This is a genomic window from Sphingomonas jeddahensis, assembly GCF_001981525.1.
Lineage (GTDB): Bacteria > Pseudomonadota > Alphaproteobacteria > Sphingomonadales > Sphingomonadaceae > Sphingomonas > Sphingomonas jeddahensis.
Genome location: NZ_MPSB01000003.1, coordinates 49,734 through 65,724, shown reverse-complemented (window position 1 = coordinate 65,724; position 15,991 = coordinate 49,734). Strand labels below are relative to the sequence as shown.

Sequence of the window (15,991 nt, the reverse complement as noted above, 5' to 3'; positions counted from 1 at the left end):
GACCAGCCCGGCATGACGGAGTAAGAAAAAGGGCGCCCGGTTTGTCGCGGACGCCCTTTTCTTTATCCCGCCCCGGCGGAGCCGCCCTTCGACTGCCTGCCAAGGCAGGCGCTCAGGACAGGCTTCGTCGATCCTCGCTTGTGCGAGGCCGTACCGACAACGCCCGTGCGGCGAGCCTTTGGCCGCCGCACCGCGTGCCGGCACGGCACGCTCAGGCGCTGTAATACATATCGTACTCGACCGGGCTCGGAGTCATTTCCCAGCGGGCGACCTCGCTCCACTTCAGTTCGACATAGGCCTCGATCTGGTCCTTGGTGAACACATCGCCCTTCAACAGGAAGTCGTGATCGGCCAGCAGGCTGTCGAGCGCCTCGCGAAGCGATGCGCAGACGGTCGGCACGTTGGCCAGTTCGGCCGGCGGCAGATCGTACAGGTTCTTGTCCATCGCGTCGCCGGGATGGATCTTGTTCTGGATGCCGTCGAGGCCGGCCATCAGCAGCGCGGCATAGGCCAGATAGGGGTTGGCCATCGCATCGGGGAAACGCACCTCGACGCGCTTCGACTTCGCGCCCGTGCCGTATGGGATGCGGCATGAGGCCGAGCGGTTGCGGCTGGAATAAGCCAGCAGCACCGGTGCCTCATAACCGGGCACCAGCCGCTTGTAGCTGTTGGTGGTCGGGTTGGTGAAGGCGTTTATCGCCTTGGCATGCTTGATGATGCCGCCGATGAAATACAGGCAGGTCTCCGACAGGCCGGCATAGCCGTTGCCGGCGAACAGCGGATTACCCTTTTCCCAGATCGAGAAGTGGGTGTGCATGCCCGAGCCGTTATCTTCCTTGATCGGCTTGGGCATGAAGGTCGCCGACTTGCCATAGGCATGCGCGACCTGGTGCACGACGTACTTGTAGATCTGCATGCGATCGGCGGTGGTGGTCAGCGTGCCGAAGGTGAGGCCGAGCTCGTGCTGCGCAGCGGCCACCTCATGGTGGTGCTTGTCGCAGGGCAGGCCCATTTCGATCATGGTTGAGACCATTTCGCCGCGGATGTCGACGGCGCTGTCGACCGGCGCAACGGGGAAATAGCCGCCCTTGGCGCGCGGGCGGTGCGCCAGGTTGCCGCCTTCATAGGCGCGGCCAGTGTTGGTCGGCAGCTCGATATCGTCGATCTTGAAATAGGATTCGGCGTAGTTCGTGTCGAACTGCACGTTGTCGAACATGAAGAATTCGGCTTCCGGGCCGACGTACACGGTGTCGCCAATGCCAGTGGAGGCGACATAGGCCTCAGCGCGCTTCGCCGTGGTGCGCGGATCGCGCGTATAGCCCTCGCCGGTCGACGGCTCGAGAATGTCGCAGAACACGATCAGCATCGGGGTGGCCGAGAAAGGATCGTCGTAGATGGCGTCCAGATCCGGCTTCAGGATCATGTCGCTCTCGTTGATCGCTTTCCAGCCTTCGATCGACGAGCCGTCGAACATCAAGCCGTCGGTCCACTCATCCTCGCCCATCAGGCTGGCGACCATGGTGAGGTGCTGCCACTTGCCCTTGGGATCGGTGAAGCGGAGATCGACCCACTCGATCTCTTCTTCCTTGATGCGGTTGATGATGTCTGCGGCGGTCGTTGCCATGTCTTCGTGTTCCTTCTGTTCTCTCTAATCCCCCTTCCGCGTGCGGGAGGGGTTAGGGGAGGGAATGTCTTTGGCGGAGTGTTGGCGGACAGGCCCTCCCCCAGCCCCTCCCGCACGCGGGAGGGGAAATTAGGCGTTCAGATTGCGTCGTCGTTGCGTTCGCCGGTGCGGATGCGCAGCGCGGTTTCGACGGGGATGACGAAGATCTTGCCGTCGCCGATGCGGCCGGTCTGCGCGGCCTGCGCGATCGCCTCGACCACGCGATCGACCAGGCCGTCCTCGACGACGACCTCAAGCTTCACCTTGGGCAGGAAATCGACGACATATTCGGCGCCGCGATACAGCTCGGTATGGCCCTTCTGGCGGCCGAAGCCCTTGGCCTCGGTGACGGTGATGCCGGACACGCCGACTTCGTGGAGCGCTTCCTTCACCTCATCGAGCTTGAACGGCTTGATGATCGCTTCGATCTTCTTCACGCGAAAACGCCTACCCTGGTTAGAACCCTCGCCCCGATAACGGTGCTTGCATCGAACGTGCCAGCCGGGGGCGCAGAGGGCAAGCTAGAGACTCGACGAGGCGTGCGGGCTTGCGGATGCCTCAATAATGGGCAGCGTCCACCGGATTGCCTGTTCTTACAGCACGCCAAACCCCGTTCGTACTGAGCTTGTCGAAGCACGTGCAACAAGCGCTAGCGCCCGTAACACGTCCTTCGACAAGCTCAGGGCGAACGGAGGAGGGATCAGCGGACGCCGGTGGGGACCGGCGATTTCTGCGCTTCCGGCGCCGGCGCCACGGTCTTCGTCGCGCCACCCAAATTCTTCTGCGCCCAATGCGCTTCGTCGATGACGTAGAGGCGGATCAGCTGCGCCTGCTCCGGCGTCAATACGCGGGCGAAGCTGACCATGCCGCGGTCCTTGAGCATGCCGTCGATCAGGATCGCCTTCCACGTATCGGCGTCCGCCAGCGCCGGCGAGCGCTGGAGGTTGGGCAGCACGCCGCCGCCGCCGGCACTCGCGCCGTGGCAGACCTGGCAATAACGGCCGAACAGCGCCTGGCCCTGCGCCACCTGCTGCGGGGTGGCCTTGTTCTCGGGCAGGTTCACCGGCGTTGAATCCTGCGGCTGGGTGCCGGGGAGCTGGACCTTACCGCCGAGCTTGAAGACGAGCAGGCGCGGCACGTTGGGGACGTCCCGCGCCTTGCCGATGGCATAGCCGATCGACAGCGGCAGCGCGCCGCCGCGGCCGGCGAGCACCGCGACATATTGTTCGTTGCCAATCATGAAGGTGGAGGCGCCGGCCATGATGCCGGTGCCGACGGGATAGGTGAAGAGCTGCTTGCCGCTGTCCGCCGCATAGGCGCGGAACTCGCCTAGCGCGGTGCCTTGGAAGACGAGGTTGCCCGCGGTGGTCATCGTGCCGCCGTTCCATGGCGTCGGGTAATCCACCGTCCAGCGCGCCTTGTTGGCGACGGGATCCCACGCCACCAGTCGGCCGGTGGCGCCGGCGATTGCCTGCTTCACCGCCACCGCATCGCGCGGGTACATGGCGTTGCCGAGATCCTGGCCGACATTGAAGCCGAGTGGCTTGGGCGCGTCGAGCGGCGAGGACGGGTTGAGATAGGCGGAGCCGACGATCTGCGCGGGGATATAGGCGAGGCCGGCCTGCGGGTTGAAACTCATCGGTTGCCAGTTGTGCGCGGCGATGGCGCTGGGCGTGGCGAGGAAGGGCTTGCCGGTTTTGTAATAGCGCGCCTCGGGGTTTTCGATCGGGCGGCCGGTCTTCATGTCATAGCCGCTCGCCCAATTGACGCCGGGGATGAACTGGCCGGCGTTGAGGAGCTTTCCCTTGGTGCGATCGACGACGTAAAAGAAGCCGTTCTTGGGCGCCTGCATCAGCACTTTGCGCGGCTGTCCGCCAATGTTCAGCGTAGCGAGGTTGATCGGCTGCGTGGCGGTGAAGTCCCACGTCTCGCCAGGCGTCTCCTGATAATGCCAGACGTACTGGCCGGTGTCGGGTTTCAGCGCGACGATTGAAGAGAGGAAGAGATTGTCGCCCTGCCCTTCGCTGCGCAGCCCGTGGTTCCAGGGCGAGCCGTTGCCGACGCCGAGGTAGAGCTGATCGAGCTCCGCGTCATAAACAATCGAGTCCCAGACGGTGCCGCCGCCGCCCGATTGCTTCCACTGGCCGTTCTTGGACCAGGTCGGCGCGACCTTCGCCATTGCCGCGTCGCTCGCCTCGCCGTCGGGGGCGCCGGTGGGATTGGGGACGGTGTAGAAGCGCCACTTCTTCGCGCCGGTGGCGGCGTCATAAGCGGTGACATAGCCGCGCACGCCGAACTCGGCGCCGCCGTTGCCGATCATCACCATGCCCTTTACCACGCGCGGCGCGCCGGTGATCGTATAGGGCTTGCTGTTATCGGTGGTCTGGACCGACCAGTCCTGCTTGCCGGTTGCCGCATCGAGCGCGATCAGGCGCCCGTCGATCGTGCCGAGATACAGGCGCCCCTTCCACGCCGCGACGCCGCGGTTGACGACGTCGCAGCAGGCGTGGACGCCCTTTTCCTTGTTCACGCCGGGATCGAACTCCCACAGCTTCTTGCCGGTGCCCGCGTCATAGGCGAACACCTTGGACCACGGGCCGGTGACGAACAGCTTGCCGTCGATGACGATCGGCGTCGCTTCCTGCCCGCGCGCATCGGGCATATCGGCGTACCAGGCGAGGCCGAGCTGGCCGACGTTGCCAGCGTTGATCTGGGTCAGCGGGGAGAAGCGCTGTTCGGCATAGTTGTAGCCGGTCATCGCCCAGTCGCGCCCGTCGCCGCCGGTCGTGAGCAACGCGGCGTCCACCTTGCCGACGCCGGTGGCCGCGCTGCGATCCGCCGCGGCCGGTTCGTCCGTCGCCGCCTTGCACGATGTGAGCGCCAGCGCCGCGAGCAGCGCCCATCCGAACCGCATATTCCTCTCCCCGCCCTTGTTCGAGCTTTGCGGCGGAGACTGACGCAGGTTGGGGGTGAAGGGAAGTGGTTACGTCGGGTGGGACGGCCTGACGAAGGTGTCAGGGTTGGTATTCTTCCGTCACCCCGGACTTGATCCGGGGTCCCGCTTTCTTCTCGAAGTTGGGAGAGGCAGCGGGACCCCGGCTCAAGGCCGGGGTGACGCGTGAGATCAGGCGTAGGGCGGCTTGTGCAGGCCGGCGGGCGAGACGGTGAAGATCTCGCAACCCGTTTCCGTGATGCCGATCGAATGTTCGAACTGCGCCGATAGCGAGCGGTCGCGCGTCACCGCCGTCCAGCCGTCGTCGAGCAGCTTCACGTCGGGGCGGCCGATGTTGATCATCGGTTCGATGGTGAAGATCATCCCCGGCTTCAACTCCGGCCCGGTGCCGGGGCGGCCGACGTGGACCACTTCGGGTGCGTCGTGGAACAGTCGGCCCAAGCCATGGCCGCAAAAATCGCGCACCACGCCGTAGCGGTGCGACTCGGCATAGCGCTGGATGACGCTGGCGACATCGCCCATCGTGTTGCCGGGCTTGGCCTGTTCGATGCCGAGCATCAGGCATTCGTAGGTCACCTCGACCAGACGCCGCGCCTTCAGCGGCACGTCGCCGATCAGGTACATGCGCGACGAATCGCCGTGCCAGCCATCGAAGATCGGCGTGACGTCGACGTTGACGATATCACCCGATTTCAGCGTCTTCTCGCTGGGGATGCCGTGGCAGACGACATGGTTGATCGAGATGCAGCAGCTATGCGTGTAGCCGCGATAGCCGAGCGTCGCGGGTACGCCGCCGCGGCTCTTGATGAAGGCATAGACGAGCGCGTCGATCTCCGCGGTGGTCACGCCGGGCACCATGTGGGCCGCGATCATGTCGAGCGTTTCGGCGGCGAGCTTGCCGGCGGCGTGCATGCCGACAAAGGCATCCGGCCCGTGGAGCTTGATGGCGCCGTTGCGGCCCAGCGGCGCGTCGCTGGTGACGGTCACATATTCGGTCATGTCCGCGGATATAGCGTGACGGCGGCACTTTTGCGAGGCTATGCCGATTCCTGCATGGATAGCGAACGCATCTGGACCGCCGCGCTCGTCGTGATCGGGGACGAGATCCTCTCCGGGCGCACACAGGACAAGAACGTCGCGCAGATCGCGCAATGGCTCAACGTCCAGGGCATCCGGCTGGTCGAGGTACGCGTGGTCGCGGATCGCGAGGAGGCGATCGTCGAGGCGGTGAACACCCTGCGCGCACGCAACGACTATCTCTTCACCACCGGCGGGATCGGGCCGACGCACGATGACATCACGGTGGATGCGATCGCCGCCGCGCTTGGCGTCGCCGTCGAGCATCATCCTGCTGCCGTTGCAGTGTTGGAGCGTTATTATGCCAGCCGCGGCGGCGCGACTGAGGCGCGGCTACGCATGGCGCGCGTGCCTGAAGGCGCGAACCTGATCGAGAACCGCATGTCGGGCGCGCCCGGCATCCGCATCGGCAACGTCTTCATCATGGCCGGCGTGCCGCATATCACCGCGGGCATGCTCGATTCGCTGACCGGCACGCTGGAAGGCGGCCGCCCGGTGGTGAGCCGGCAGATCGGTTGCTGGGTAGCGGAGAGCGAGATCGCCGATCTGCTGCGCCAGGCGGAGCGCGACCATGCCGGCGTGGCGATCGGCAGCTACCCCTTCTTCCGCGAAGGCCGCACCGGCGCGAACTTCGTGGTTCGCTCGCCCGACGGCGCGGCGGTGGATCGCTGCATCGAGGATCTGACCGCCTCACTCGAGGGGGCGGGTTATCACGTGTTTCCCGACGGGATCTGAGCCGCGCTCAGCCAAGCTCCGCATTGCTGAGGATCCGCGCCCGTCCGCGCCGCTTTGCTTCGTAGAGCGCAGAATCGGCACGCCGCATCGCTTCATCAAAGGTCGCGCGTGAGACGGCGGTCGTGCCCGCCGAAAACGTAAGCGGGCGATCGCCGAGCCGCGCCAGCGGCGTCGTACGAAGCCGCTCCGCGATGCGCATCAGCACGGTTTGCGCCACGGCCTCGGTGGCGCCGGGGAAGTAGATCAGGAACTCCTCGCCGCCCCAGCGCGCAACCATGTCGGTGCGGCGCACGACAGCCATCACCGTTCGGGCGAAATCATGCAGCACCCGATCCCCCGTGTGATGCCCCAGTTGATCGTTGATCATCTTGAAGTGATCGAGATCGACCAGCGCAAGCGCACCGACGGTCTGCCGCTCGGCCAGCGTGTCCAGATGCACCTGTAGCCCGCGGCGATTGAACACGCCGGTCAACGGATCGATGCTCGCCTCGCGACTCAGCGCGCGCATGCGTTCGGCGGTGACCTCCGCGGCCCGGTTAACGCCGGCGAGCAGCCGCGCGGCAAGATCCGTGCCGGTGATCGCGGGCACTGGCGGGATCTGCCCATGCTCGGCATCGTTCAGCGCCCTGACGGCAAGGTGGATCGGCGCGAGGAGGGCATAGATGCCGCCCACCGCAACCAGCATGCCGACCAACGTCGCGCCCGTCACCACCGCCGCGCCGGTGAAATCGAGGCGCCCCGTGGCCGCCGCCCAAGCGATGAACGCCAGAAGCGGCAGGTGCGTGGCAACGAAGCACAGCGCGAACAGCCGCATCTGCAAGCTGCGCGGGAAGATGAATGAGCTTGCCAGATACAAGCGCATACTGGGCACGATCCCTTTGGTTACGTCCGCCGCTTCAACACCGGCGGACCATTCACCTCTGGGAACCGGACCTTACTCAATCATTAGCATTGCGCCCAAGCCAGCCCGGAAGACGATCAACCGAGTCAGCTTTCGATCAATCCCGCCATCCGTTCCACCGCCTCGGCAAATTCGAGCTTGAAGTCCTGAACCACTTGGCCCGCGGGGCGGACCTGATCGATCAGCCCGACGCCTTGACCGACAAAATAGGTCACCATCTCACGCGCCGCGGGATCGCCCTTTTGCGCGGCGAGATCGCAGGCGCGGATCGCCGGTTCGCTGATCAGGCTTTGGTACGGCATCGGCAATGCCCCGGGGGAGGCCGGCCCCTCCCACGCATCGGTCCAGGCCGAGCGAAGCTGGCGCGAGGGCTTGCCGGTGCGGCTCTTGGACCGGACCGTGTCGCGCGACGTGGCGGCGACCATCTTGTCACGGAACACATCCGAACATTCGCTTTCCGGAGTGGCGAGCCAAACCGAGCCGGTCCACACGCCGTCCGCGCCCATCGCCATGGCGCCGGCCATCTGCCCGCCGGTCATGATCCCACCAGCCGCGAGCACCGGCACGCGCTTGCCCTCGGCCTCCAGCGCGCGGATCACTTCGGGGACCAACACCATAGTCGATACCTCGCCGCAATGGCCGCCGGCTTCCCCGCCCTGGACGACAAGGATATCGACCCCTGCCTCGACCTGGCGGATGGCATGTTCTTTGGCGCCGACGAGTGCCGCAACGGGCACACCGCGCTCGCGCCCCATGTCGATCATCGCCTGTGGCGGGACGCCAAGGGCGTTGGCGATCAGCTTGATCGGGTGGCGGAAAGCGACATCAAGCATGGCGAGCGCGAGATTGGGATCGAACGGTGCCGGCGCGTTGGAGTCGGCGCGTTCCTCGGGCATGGTGAAATGGTGCTTTTCGGCGAGCTGGCCGACAAAGGCGCGGTGCTCCGCGGGCACCTTGTCGAGAATCGAGGCGCGGGTCAGGCCCTTGACGCCGCCGGTGGCGAGATTCTCTGGGATCAAGACATCGAGGCCATAAGGCTTGCCGTCGACATGCGCGTCGATCCAGGCGAGCTCGGTCTCAAGGCTTTCAAGCGTGTGGCCCGTCGCGCCAAGCACGCCGAACCCACCAGCACGGCTGACCGCAGCGACGACGTCGCGGCAGTGGCTGAAGGCAAGCAGCGGAAAATCGACGCCCAGCATGGCGCAGATCGGTGATTTCATGAGGCCTCTCCCGGTTTGTTTTGCGGCAGTGTCGCCGGTCGGGAGGGGAAAGGGAAGCGTATATCCCTCTCCACGCGCGGGGAGAGGGTGGCCGAGCCGGAGGCGAGGTCGGGAGAGGGGCTGCCATGAGCGTAGCGCCCGGACACTGCCCCTCTCCCCGGCCCTCCCCCACAAGTGGGGAGAGGGAGAACAACCTTACGTTCGGGCTGAGCTTGTCGAAGCCTTGTCCTTCCTCGCAAGGAAAGGCAGCCCTTCGACAAGCTCAGGCGAAGGAAAGTCCGCTCTCAGAAACTAACCGTCAGCCTTGCAGTCACCTTGTCACCCGCGTGTCGCGCGTTCGCATAAGGCGATGCCAATGTGCGATCGTCGATGTCGGTGCCGGTGTAGAGCAATCCAAGCGTGATCGGCCCGGTGATGTGATCCACGCCCAGCGACCAATCGGTATAGTCGCCGCCGGGCCGCAACCGGGCCGCGCGCTGCCAATCATCGACGCTGCCGGTGGAATGCCCCACCCCGGCGTTCACCGTGAAGGGCGTCGCTGGCACGCCGACACGGGCGCGCGCACCGATCCAAAGATTGTCGCCGCCGATCGCGGCCTGATCGGGCGCGTACCGCGCATCGACGCCGACCTCCGCGGGCCCAAGCGCATAGCTCGCGCCGAAACCGGCTTCGACATAGTCCATCCGCCCGGCCGCACCCGCGAACAGATGCCCGGTGACAAAGCCGTCGAGCCGCAGCCCGCCGCCGATCTCGCGCGCGAAGCCGCCGGTCACGTCGGCGACCGCATCAGCGCCGCCATGACGCGGATCGCCGCGCGTGCCGGTGACGCGAACACCAAAGTCGAACCCGGCCGGCGTTCGCACCGACACGCTGGCAGCGGGGGCAAGTTCGCCGTCGCTCCAACTGATGCCGCGGCGCCGTTCGTCCGTCGCCACCTCAACGCTTGCATCCAGCGACTGCGCCCAAGCCGGAACGGCCGACGCACAGCACGCGGCGGCCACCATCACATCAAAGGCTCGCACCTTAGCTGCGAACCGGCGAATGAGCGGCATCGAGTTCGAGCGCGAGCGCCTCGCGGTCACGCTCGGCCACGGCGAGCAGATGCTGGCGCACCTCGCCCGTGCGCGCGGCAACGTCCTGCGCGATGGCATTACGCTGTCCCGAGCACCAGCCGGGGCGGCTGCCCTCGATCGGCGCGTCGCTGGCGATGGTGCGCGTCAGCACATGGCCCGCCGCGCTGCGCGCTTCACGCTGAACGCTGACGTTGGCCTGCCACGTGCAGCGCAGCGTGCCGGCACGTCCCGGGGCGGACACGGCGCCAACCTGCTTGTGGGCAACGTCCATGTCGCTGCGATACGTCACGTCGACACGCTGGCCGCGATGATCGATTTCGACACGGTGGGCATCGGCCATGGGCGCGCCGGCGGTGGGGGAGCCGAGCAACAGCCCGGCGGTAATGATGAGGTTCATGTTCGGTCTCCTGCCTATGCGCCGGACTATTTTGCCCGTACGCGGGACCGCGCCGACCTGCGCGGTACCCTTGCACATGGTGCAACAGCCCGGCGCGTTCAATGTAGGCGTGGGTCCCGCAATGCTTTGACACTCTCGGGCGCCGCCACTCCACCGACATGCGCTTGTGGCCGCGCCAGACAGCCCGCGGCGTTCTGAACGATCCGAGCGCCCGCGCTTCCTTCCCATCGCAAGGTGGGGAGGCTCGGCTTCGTTACGTCGCCATCGGCAGGCGGAGCCGCACCAGCAGCCCGCCCAGGTCTTCACTTTCCTCCAGGCTCACCGTGCCTTCGTAGATTTCCGCCACGTCGCGGACGATCGCGAGGCCCAAGCCAGTGCCCGGCTTCCCCGTGTCGAGCCGCACGCCGCGGTCGAAGATGCGGATACGGTCCGGTTCGGGAATGCCCATGCCGTCGTCCTCGATCATGATCTCGACGAAACCGGCCTGTGCGCCGACGGTCACGAACACGCTGCCGCCCCCGTATTTGGCAGCATTCTCGACCAGATTGCCCATGATCTCGTCGAGATCCTGCCGCTCGATATGCGCGACGAGGTTCTTCGGCCCGTCCATGTCGACGCGCACGTGCGGGTAGAGCCGACGCACCGCGCGCTCGACCGATTCGACGCTTGGCCACACGTCCGCCCGGCTGTGCGCCGAGCCGCGCCGGCCAACGGCGCGCGCGCGGGCGAGATGGTGATCGACTTGGCGGCGCATCGTTCGCGCTTCGCGCACCACCGTGTCAGCAAGGTCGTCGGACTGCGCGGTGGCGGCGTTCATGATCACCGTCAGCGGTGTCTTGAGCGCATGCGCGAGATTGCCGGCATGGCGGCGCGCTTCTTCGGCCTGGGTTTCATTGTGCGCCACCAGCGCATTGAGCTCCTCGACCAAGGGCGCTACTTCGACCGGCAGCGGCCCGGCGATCCGGTTGGTGCGCCCGCCGCGCATCCGTGCGATCTCCAGCCGCAGCTTCCGCAAGGGCAGCAGCCCATAATAGGTCTGCAAGGCGGCCAATACGGTGAGCCCGAGCCCGAGCAGAAGAAAGCTGCGCACCAGCGTTCGCCTGAGCGCGCCGATCTGTGCGTCGAGCGCTGCACGGCTTTGCGCCACCTGAAAACGCCATCGCACGGTTGATCCGGGAAGCTTCACGTCGCGCTCGACGACGCGCAGCTTCTCCGTTCCGAACTGATTGCTATTATAGAAATGGACACCGCGGTCGTCGTGCGGCTCGCCATGCGCGAGTTGGCGATCCCACAAGGAGCGCGAGGGAAACGCGTCGCGCCCTTTCGCCGACACCTGCCAGTACAGGCCGGAATACGGCTCCAGGAAGCGCTGGTCAGCAGGCTCGCGATTGAAGATCACCTCGCCCTCCGGCCCGATCTCGGCCGAGACGAGCAGCGAGCGCAGCACGAATTCGAGCTGATCGTCGGAATTCTGAGTCACCGCCGCGGTCAGCACGCGATCGAGCGCGAAGCCGCCACCCGCGAGCAGCACGGCGATCCATATCGCCGCGATCACGATCATGCGCCGCGTCAACGATCCGCTGCTGGCCATCAGGCCGGTGCTGCCACTCACCTCGTCGCGCATCGGAACCATGCTGGCGCTATGCTGTTCACTGGGCAAGGAAGGAGACCTGTCTTGTCGCGTACCTTTCCAGTGATTGCCGTCGCCTGTCTGGGCGGCCTGTTTTTGAGCTTGATGGCAGGTTTCCTGCTCGCCTCATGGACCGTTGCCGGCATCGCCCCGGCCTATGCCGCACCACCCGTCATCGCCCGCGACGAGCCGCGGATCGTGACGGACGGTTGGCGCGATGCCGGGTATGAACGCATCGGTCTATGGGAACAGCCGCGCGCCGACATGCTTCAGGCCGCGGGATCTTCGAGGCTGTAGCCAAGCCCGCGGATCGTGGTGATCACGTCCTGACCCAGCTTCTTGCGGATGCGCGTGACGAACACTTCGATGGTGTTCGAATCGCGGTCGAAATCCTGATCGTAGATGTGTTCGATCAGTTCGGTGCGGCTGACCACCTTGCCCTTGTGATGGAGCAGGTATGAAAGCAGCTTATATTCCTGCGCGGTGAGCTTCACCGGCTCGCCAGCGCGGGTCACCTTGCCGCTGCGGGTGTCCAGCCGAACGTCGCCGGCAGTCAGCTCGGACGAGGCGTTGCCCGAGGCGCGGCGGATCAGCGCGCGCAGGCGGGCGATCAGTTCCTCGGACTGGAACGGCTTGGCGACATAATCGTCGGCACCCGCATCAAGCCCTGCGACCTTGTCGGACCAGCTGTCTCGCGCCGTGAGTACCAGCACGGGCATGACCTTGCCTTCCTTGCGCCAGCGATCGAGCACGGTGAGGCCGTCGATCTCCGGCAGACCCAAATCGAGCACCACCGCATCGTAATTCTCGGTTGAGCCGAGAAAATGCCCTTCCTCACCATCGGTAGCGAGATCGATGGCGTAGCCGGCGCCCTCCAGCGTGCTCTTGAGCTGCTGGCCCAGATTGGGCTCATCCTCGACGATCAGGACGCGCATGGTGACTCCCAAAGCATGAAAACGGGGCTGGTTAGCACCGTGCGCCGACGCGCAAAAGATCCTGTCACTTTCCGGTGCGGCCGATCACCTGGCCGGAGCGGCCGTCGACATCCACCCAGATCACCGTGCCGTCCCGCAGGAACTTGAGCGTATAGACCGCGCTCGGCATTTCGAAATCAAAGCCGATATATTGCGCGTTCTTCATCGACGGGATCACCCGCCGCTCGATCTCCTTGATCGGCAGGATGCGTCCTTCGCGCAGCGCTTTCCACGCGGCGACGCCGTCATGCTGCGGCTCGCCCGGCTGCGCGACCAGGGGCGCGGGCAGGAACAGCAGGGGAAGGGCGAAGCGCATCGTCATTGCCGCTTGCATAGCGCCAAGGGATTGAACAGCCTGTGAATACGGCGAAATAATCAAGCCGGCGGTTTCGGCCGCATCGTCCTGCCGGGCGCGTCCCGGCAGGACGATGGTTCACAGCGGCTTGAACGTCACCGGCAGCCCGTCGCGCGGCTTGGGGATGGGGAAAATCTGCCAGTCCTTGCCCGCGCCGGGCGCCAGTTCGATGCGATAGCGGCTGAGCAGCTGCGCCATCAGGATGCGGATCTGCATGGTCGCAAAGTGCAGCCCGATGCACATATGAGCGCCGCCGCCGAACGGCACCCAGGCGAAACGGTGCCGTCCCTTGGACGCTTCGGGCGAGAAGCGCATCGGATCGAACCGCTCGGGATCCGGCCAATGTTCCGGCATCCGATGCGTATAGCCGGGATTGACGCCGACATGCGTGCCGGCCGGGATGTGATAGCCGCCGAAGGTGAAATCGCGCAGGGCGCGGCGCGGGATCGAGGGCACCGGCGGCATCAGCCGAAGCGCTTCCTTGAACGCCCATTCGGTCTCCACCAGCCGGTCGAGCTGTTCATAGGGCACGCCGCCATCGTTGCTGCCGAGCGAGAGGACTTCCTCGCGCAGCCGATCCTGCCATTCGGTGTGGCGGCCGAGCAGCATCACGAGGCTGGTCGCCGAGGACGTGATCGTATCGTGCGCCGCCATCATCAGGAAGTTCATGTGATCAACGATGGCGTCGGCGGGCAGCGGTTGGCCGGCATCGTCGGTTGCCCGGCAAAACTGAGAAAAGAAATCCTGCCCATCCCCATCGCGGCGCGCCGGGATCTCGCGCGTGAAATAATCCACCAGATAGTCGCGCGCCTTCACCCCCCGCCGCATCGGCGTGCCCGGCACCGGGGTGCGGATCGGTGAGACGGAGGCCTGCACCTCGTCCACGAACGCCTGATTGATACGCGACGCCTCCGGCCCGAGCGGCACGCCGAGGAAGCTGGTGGCGGCAAGATCGAGGCTCAACGCCTTGATCGCAGCGTAGAAGGGCATCGGCCGGCCCGCCCAGTCGCCGACCTGCGCGGCGATGCCGGCGTTCAGCTCCGCGGCATAATGGCGCATCGGCTCGGGCTTGAAGGCAACGGAAAGCGCCTTGCGATCGGCACGATGCTTGTCGAAATCCATCAGCATCAGGCCGCGCGGGAAAACGAGATTGAGGATCGGGCCCCAGCCCTGTTCCGACGAGAAATTCTTGTCCTTGTCGAACAGGACGAGCTCGTTCGCCTCGGGGCCCAGCAGAACCACGCTATCGCCGCCGAAGGTGCGGTTGCGATAAACGGGTCCGTGTTTCGCCACCATCTTGTTGGTGAAAGCGATTGGGTCCTTCAGCACCGCAAAGGTGTTGCCGACGAACGGCAACCCGCGGCTGCCCGGCACATGCTTCAGCACCGACGGCGAGTTGGCAGGCAACCAGTGCGGATTGCCCGCCAGCGTATGCGCATAAGCCATCGGTGTTTCTCTCCCCGTACTACTTACACTAGTATAAGTAAGAACGGAAAGAGCCGCAATCCTCGCCTGGGGGGGCGAGAGGATCAGATCACCACAGGATGCCGCCGACCGGCTGCAACGGCGGCGGCGCCTCGTCACCGATCGATTGCAGCAGGTCGATCTCGATCGTGCGGCACATGCCGGTCAGCGGCACATCGTGCACCGTGTTGGCGAACGGATCGACCAGATCGTCGCCGATCTGAAGCGCCGCGAGGAACATCAACCCCGCCACGGTGGAGCCGATCGGCGTGGCGATGCCCAGCGTTTCGACGAGGCCGATCGGCAGCAGCACGCAGAACAGGCGCGTGAAGAACGTTGGGAAAAAGCGATATTGGTTCGGCAGCGGCGTGTTCTTGATCCGCTCCATGCCGCCCTGCGCATTGGCGATGTCAACGAACAGGCTTTCGAAATGCGTCTGCTGGATAGTGTCGATCCAGCCCTTTCGCCGCGCATCGTCCAGCCGCCGCGAGGAGCCGTCGAGGATGCCATTGGCGGTATTGGCGCGTTGTAGCGACGGCTCGGCCTCTCCGCGGGAGAGGAAGCGGAGCACTTCCGCATCCACCGGCTGCTTGCGGAGTTGGCAGCGTAGCGCATTCACATAAGCGACGTGGCGAAGCACGATGGTGCGTTTCAAATCGTGCGCTTCGTCGGGCAGCAGGTTGCGCGCAGTACGCGACAGGCTGCGCGACGCATTGATCATCAGGCCCCACAGCCCGCGGCCTTCCCACCAGCGCTGATAGGCCGAGTTGGTGCGAAAGCCGAGAAAGAGGGCAAGCGCCGAGCCGAAGATGGTGAGCGGCAGCGATGGCGCGGTGAATGGGGAATAGAGATAAACGCCGGTGACGATACAGTCCCAGACGAACAAGGCGAGGAGCGGCCGCCATACCTCGCTGATGAGGATTCCGAACCGCGGGGTTGAGGAAATGATCATAAAGTCGGGATCAGCTCGCTAGGGCAATGAATTGCCCCGGCCATACGCGCGACCCGCGCTTCGGGTCCGTAACGAACCTTTTCCCGACGTTGATCAGCGCCGCGCGTCAGCCGAACCGCTGCCGCAGCTCCAGCATCGCGATCGCCGCCTGAGCCGCCCCGCCGCCCTTGTCGAGCTGGGCCGGATCGGCGCGGCGGATCGCCTGTTCCTCATTCTCGGTGGTGAGGATGCCGTTGCCGATCGGAATGCCATCCATGGTCAGCGCCATGATGCCGCGCGCGCTTTCGTTGGAGACGATTTCGAAATGATAGGTCTCGCCACGGATCACCACGCCCAGCGCGACGAATGCGTCATAGCGGTCGCTTTCGGAGGCCATGGCGATCGCGCCCGGCACTTCGAGCGCGCCGGGCACGGTGATGACCTCAGTGGTGTGGCCCGCCGCCTCGATCGCGGCACGCGCGCCGGCGACCAGCATGTCGTTGAGGTGATCGTAGAAGCGAGCCTCGACGATGAGGATATGGGCCATCTGTGTCTCCTTGTCCTCCCCGGCATGGAAAGGGCGAACCATCGCGCAGCGATGGGGAAGGGGCTCAATTC

16 protein-coding genes are annotated in these 15,991 nt (G+C 65.4%); 2 read left to right on the top strand and 14 right to left on the bottom strand.

Features of this window, described 5'->3' with window-relative positions:
* Nucleotides 1-211: 211 nt before the first annotated feature.
* The 4 genes from glnA to map form a co-directional block, all read right to left on the bottom strand.
* Nucleotides 212-1,624 (bottom strand): type I glutamate--ammonia ligase, encoded by a 1,413-nt coding sequence (glnA, locus tag SPHI_RS04330; protein ID WP_076743672.1) that lies wholly within the window; start codon nucleotides 1,622-1,624, stop codon nucleotides 212-214.
* Nucleotides 1,625-1,761: 137 nt separating this feature from the next.
* The gene (locus tag SPHI_RS04325; protein ID WP_066777324.1) at nucleotides 1,762-2,100 is read right to left on the bottom strand and encodes a P-II family nitrogen regulator; all 339 of its coding nucleotides are present in this window, start codon (nucleotides 2,098-2,100) and stop codon (nucleotides 1,762-1,764) included.
* A 263-nt stretch (nucleotides 2,101-2,363) separates the two neighbouring features.
* The gene (locus SPHI_RS04320; protein ID WP_076743671.1) at nucleotides 2,364-4,577 is read right to left on the bottom strand and encodes a PQQ-dependent dehydrogenase, methanol/ethanol family; all 2,214 of its coding nucleotides are present in this window, start codon (nucleotides 4,575-4,577) and stop codon (nucleotides 2,364-2,366) included.
* 210 nt (nucleotides 4,578-4,787) lie between these two features.
* Nucleotides 4,788-5,615, bottom strand: a complete 828-nt coding sequence (gene map / locus SPHI_RS04315; RefSeq protein ID WP_076743670.1) for a type I methionyl aminopeptidase — start codon at nucleotides 5,613-5,615, stop codon at nucleotides 4,788-4,790.
* A gap of 54 nt (nucleotides 5,616-5,669) precedes the next feature.
* Here map and SPHI_RS04310 point away from each other — a divergent pair, with 54 nt between their 5' ends.
* Nucleotides 5,670-6,428: a competence/damage-inducible protein A gene (locus SPHI_RS04310; RefSeq protein WP_076743669.1), complete on the top strand. Its 759-nt coding sequence runs from the start codon at nucleotides 5,670-5,672 to the stop codon at nucleotides 6,426-6,428.
* A 7-nt stretch (nucleotides 6,429-6,435) separates the two neighbouring features.
* On the opposite strand, the gene SPHI_RS04305 is transcribed toward SPHI_RS04310, so the two are convergent.
* From SPHI_RS04305 to SPHI_RS04285, 5 genes are all read right to left on the bottom strand, one after another.
* Nucleotides 6,436-7,290: a GGDEF domain-containing protein gene (locus SPHI_RS04305; RefSeq protein WP_076743668.1), complete on the bottom strand. Its 855-nt coding sequence runs from the start codon at nucleotides 7,288-7,290 to the stop codon at nucleotides 6,436-6,438.
* Between the two features lie 125 nt (nucleotides 7,291-7,415).
* Nucleotides 7,416-8,549 (bottom strand): NAD(P)H-dependent flavin oxidoreductase, encoded by a 1,134-nt coding sequence (locus tag SPHI_RS04300; protein ID WP_076743667.1) that lies wholly within the window; start codon nucleotides 8,547-8,549, stop codon nucleotides 7,416-7,418.
* 284 nt (nucleotides 8,550-8,833) lie between these two features.
* On the bottom strand, nucleotides 8,834-9,571 hold the full coding sequence (locus SPHI_RS04295; protein ID WP_233130678.1) for a TorF family putative porin: 738 nt from the start codon (nucleotides 9,569-9,571) through the stop codon (nucleotides 8,834-8,836).
* 1 nt (nucleotide 9,572) lies between these two features.
* Nucleotides 9,573-10,019 carry a hypothetical protein gene (locus tag SPHI_RS04290; RefSeq protein ID WP_076743666.1) on the bottom strand — a complete coding sequence of 149 codons (447 nt, stop codon included), beginning with the start codon at nucleotides 10,017-10,019 and terminating at the stop codon, nucleotides 9,573-9,575.
* A 253-nt stretch (nucleotides 10,020-10,272) separates the two neighbouring features.
* Nucleotides 10,273-11,580 (bottom strand): sensor histidine kinase, encoded by a 1,308-nt coding sequence (locus SPHI_RS04285; protein ID WP_076743932.1) that lies wholly within the window; start codon nucleotides 11,578-11,580, stop codon nucleotides 10,273-10,275.
* A 114-nt stretch (nucleotides 11,581-11,694) separates the two neighbouring features.
* Between SPHI_RS04285 and SPHI_RS04280 the strand changes: the two genes are divergently transcribed.
* Nucleotides 11,695-11,946 (top strand): hypothetical protein, encoded by a 252-nt coding sequence (locus SPHI_RS04280; protein WP_144036153.1) that lies wholly within the window; start codon nucleotides 11,695-11,697, stop codon nucleotides 11,944-11,946.
* Here SPHI_RS04280 and SPHI_RS04275 read toward each other — a convergent pair.
* The 5 genes from SPHI_RS04275 to ribH form a co-directional block, all read right to left on the bottom strand.
* Nucleotides 11,919-12,584 (bottom strand): response regulator transcription factor, encoded by a 666-nt coding sequence (locus tag SPHI_RS04275; protein WP_076743664.1) that lies wholly within the window; start codon nucleotides 12,582-12,584, stop codon nucleotides 11,919-11,921. The genes SPHI_RS04280 and SPHI_RS04275 overlap by 28 nt on opposite strands.
* 64 nt (nucleotides 12,585-12,648) lie before the next feature.
* The gene (locus SPHI_RS04270; protein ID WP_233130674.1) at nucleotides 12,649-12,945 is read right to left on the bottom strand and encodes a hypothetical protein; all 297 of its coding nucleotides are present in this window, start codon (nucleotides 12,943-12,945) and stop codon (nucleotides 12,649-12,651) included.
* Nucleotides 12,946-13,056: 111 nt separating this feature from the next.
* The gene (locus SPHI_RS04265) at nucleotides 13,057-14,424 is read right to left on the bottom strand and encodes a cytochrome P450 (RefSeq protein ID WP_076743662.1); all 1,368 of its coding nucleotides are present in this window, start codon (nucleotides 14,422-14,424) and stop codon (nucleotides 13,057-13,059) included.
* A gap of 88 nt (nucleotides 14,425-14,512) precedes the next feature.
* Nucleotides 14,513-15,394 carry a bestrophin family protein gene (locus SPHI_RS04260; protein ID WP_076743661.1) on the bottom strand — a complete coding sequence of 294 codons (882 nt, stop codon included), beginning with the start codon at nucleotides 15,392-15,394 and terminating at the stop codon, nucleotides 14,513-14,515.
* Nucleotides 15,395-15,500: 106 nt separating this feature from the next.
* The gene (ribH, locus tag SPHI_RS04255) at nucleotides 15,501-15,920 is read right to left on the bottom strand and encodes a 6,7-dimethyl-8-ribityllumazine synthase (protein WP_076743931.1); all 420 of its coding nucleotides are present in this window, start codon (nucleotides 15,918-15,920) and stop codon (nucleotides 15,501-15,503) included.
* Between the last annotated feature and the right edge of the window lie 71 nt (nucleotides 15,921-15,991).